The sequence below is a fragment of the Bradyrhizobium sp. Leo170 genome (genome assembly GCF_004296405.1).
Classification (GTDB): domain Bacteria; phylum Pseudomonadota; class Alphaproteobacteria; order Rhizobiales; family Xanthobacteraceae; genus Bradyrhizobium.
Genome location: NZ_PSRR01000586.1, coordinates 1 through 2,767, shown reverse-complemented (window position 1 = coordinate 2,767; position 2,767 = coordinate 1). Strand labels below are relative to the sequence as shown.

The 2,767-nt window shown below is 63.0% G+C and carries 3 protein-coding genes; 2 read left to right on the top strand and 1 reads right to left on the bottom strand.

All coding sequences use genetic code 11. The annotated features are described in order from the left end of the window. Positions 1–35: 35 nt before the first annotated feature. Positions 36–389: a DMT family protein gene (locus CWO89_RS42745; protein WP_130584202.1), complete on the bottom strand. Its 354-nt coding sequence runs from the start codon at positions 387–389 to the stop codon at positions 36–38. A gap of 224 nt (positions 390–613) precedes the next feature. On the opposite strand from CWO89_RS42745, the gene CWO89_RS42740 reads away from it, so the two are divergent. After that, positions 614–1,438, top strand: a complete 825-nt coding sequence (locus CWO89_RS42740) for a PAS-domain containing protein (protein WP_130584201.1) — start codon at positions 614–616, stop codon at positions 1,436–1,438. Positions 1,439–1,809: 371 nt separating this feature from the next. Then, the gene (locus CWO89_RS42735; protein WP_130584200.1) at positions 1,810–2,751 is read left to right on the top strand and encodes an aldo/keto reductase; all 942 of its coding nucleotides are present in this window, start codon (positions 1,810–1,812) and stop codon (positions 2,749–2,751) included. Positions 2,752–2,767: the final 16 nt, after the last annotated feature.

Here is a 2,767-nt window from a genome sequence, read left to right as displayed (position 1 = left end):
TTTCGCTCCACCCGGGCTACGAATTGCGCAACCGATCAGGTGAACCTGTGGAAGATCAGGAACGCGCCGGCGGCAATGAACGCAAAGCCGAGTGCGTGGTTCCAGCCGAGCGGCTCCTTGAGATAGAGCACCGAAAAGCCCGCGAACACGACCAGCGTGATCACCTCCTGCATGGTCTTGAGCTGCGCCGCCGAATAGACCGCGCTGCCCCAGCGGTTAGCGGGCACGGCAAGCCAATACTCAAAGAAGGCGATGCCCCAGCTTACCATGATCACCACCGGCAGCGGGCTCGCCTTGAACTTCAGGTGCCCGTACCAGGCAAAGGTCATGAAGATGTTGGACGCAAACAGCATCAGGATCGGCAGGATGGTCGGCGAAATCGTGGGCATCGATATCCTCTTGCAATGGTCCGCTACAGCATCCGAGCAGATCTTCTCGAGCGATCCATGCCACGGAACTGGTTCCAGGCAATTCGCATAGCATTTGACTCCAACAATGCGAAAGCTTGGCGCGCGCGATCAAACCCCTCTTAAGCGTGACGCGCAAAATCCCGCCGCAAGCGAAATCCGTCGTCAAACTGCGCGCCTATCCTCGGTTGTAACGAGGCGCAAGCATGCAGTTGAACTGGCGCACGATCCTGGGCCCTGCCCTCACGATGGCGACAGCGCTATCCGCCTTCGCCGTCGACCGTCATCTCGCCGCCGTGCCCAATCCGGCGCCGTTGTTCGTTTGCATTGTCGCGCTCGCGAGTTCCGTCGGCGGCATCGCATCGGGCCTTCTGAGCGCGGCCATTGCGGTGGCGGGCTCGGCGATCTTTTTCCTCAACCATCGCGCGACGCCCGGCTACGACCTGTCGGACCTGGCGCGGATGGCGATGCTGGCGGCGACCGCTACCGTCACCGCAGTCATCACCGCCGTGCTCAGGCGAAAATGGATCGATGCCTTCGCCTGGGAGCAGAAGCATCATGCCACCGCCGAGCGCTTGAAGGCCGCGCTCGACCAGGTCGACATCGGGATCGTGCTGCTGGATTCGGACACGCGAGCAGAGTTCATCAACCGCGCCTTCCGCGACTATTTCGCGCTATCGGACGAACAAGCCGAAAGCAAACCGCCGTTCATCGCGCTGATGTATCATGGCCGCGACACCGGCGCATATGAATTGCCGAAGCACGAATTGAACGACTTCATCGCGCGGCGCATCGAACTGATGCGGATCGGCGACTCCACCCCGATCAACATCAACCTCGCCGACGGCCAGGTGCTGCGCTTCAGTTGCACCGCACTGCCCGACGGCGGCCGCATGCTGAGCTACACGCCGGTGACCGACCTGGTGCGCCGCACCGACGATCCGAAGAAGGCGGACTATTATCGCTCCCTGCGCGGCATCGGTCGTGCACCTGATCGCGGGCTTGGCTCGGCTTTGCGCGCCGCCGAATAGCGCCGATTGATCCGCGTCCACGGTGCCGATAATAACGACGGGCAGCATGCCGCCATCCGCAGCGTCATCTCGATCATCGCGCGGAGCTGCCGGCCACGCCGCCGGCTGTGGATAACTTGCCTGTCACCGGGGCGTAACAAAGCACGGCTAGGCTTTCTTACGCGTTTGATCAGGCCCCCCGTCTCAGATCACACGCCCCCCGAGCGGTCCCCGTCAGTCGCCGCGTCTGACCGGGGCCGCTTTTTTTTGCGCGACGTCCGCTCATGGCTGCACTGCAGCCGACGATGACGTGCGAGCCCGGCGCCGCCTTGCGGGGTGCTGGCGTGCGGGCCACAATGCGTTCCCTTTCCTTCTGTTTTTTGGATCGCTCCATGCAAATTCGCAATCTCGGCGGCTCGGGCCTGCGCGTTTCCGCCGTCGGCCTTGGCTGTAACAATTTCGGCCAGCGCACCGACCTCGACACCTCGCGCCAGGTGATCCACCGCGCGCTCGATCTCGGCATCACCCTGTTCGACACCGCCGACATCTATGCCGGCATGGGCGGCTCGGAGACGGTGCTCGGCACTGTGCTCGGCGATCGCCGCAAGGACATCGTGCTGGCGACGAAATATTCCAAGCCGATGGCGACCGACGGCACCAAGAAGGGCGCCTCGCGGCGCTACATCATGTCCGCGGTCGAAGCGAGTTTGAGGCGATTGAAGACCGACTACATCGATCTCTACCAGCAGCACGATTACGACCCGCTGACGCCGATCGACGAAACCCTGCGTGCGCTCGACGATCTCGTGCGGCAGGGCAAGGTGCGCTACATCGGCAATTCGAATTTCCCGGCCTGGCGCATCGCGGAAGCCGAATATGTCGCGCGTGCGATGAATGTGAACCGCTTCGTCTCCTGCCAGGACGAATACAGCCTCGTGGTACGCGACATCGAGAAGGACCTGCTGCCGGCAGCTCAGGAATACAATCTCGGCCTGTTGCCGTTCTTCCCGCTCGCAAGCGGCCTGCTGACCGGCAAATACCAGCGCGGCACGGCGGCGCCTGCGGACACGCGCTTCGGCAAGATGCCGATGCTGCGCGACCGCTACATCACGCCGCGCAACGAGGATATCGTCGACAAACTCCAGGCCTTCGCCAAGGAGCGCGGCCACACCTTGCTGGAACTCGCCTTCTCCTGGCTCGCCTCACGCCCGCAAGTCTCAAGCGTGATCGCCGGCGCCACCCGCGTCGAGCAGGTCGAGCAGAACGTCAAGGCGATCGAGTGGACGTTGAGCGCGGAAGAGCTGGCGCAGATCGACGCGATCACGAAGGGGTAGACGGGACTCTCTCACT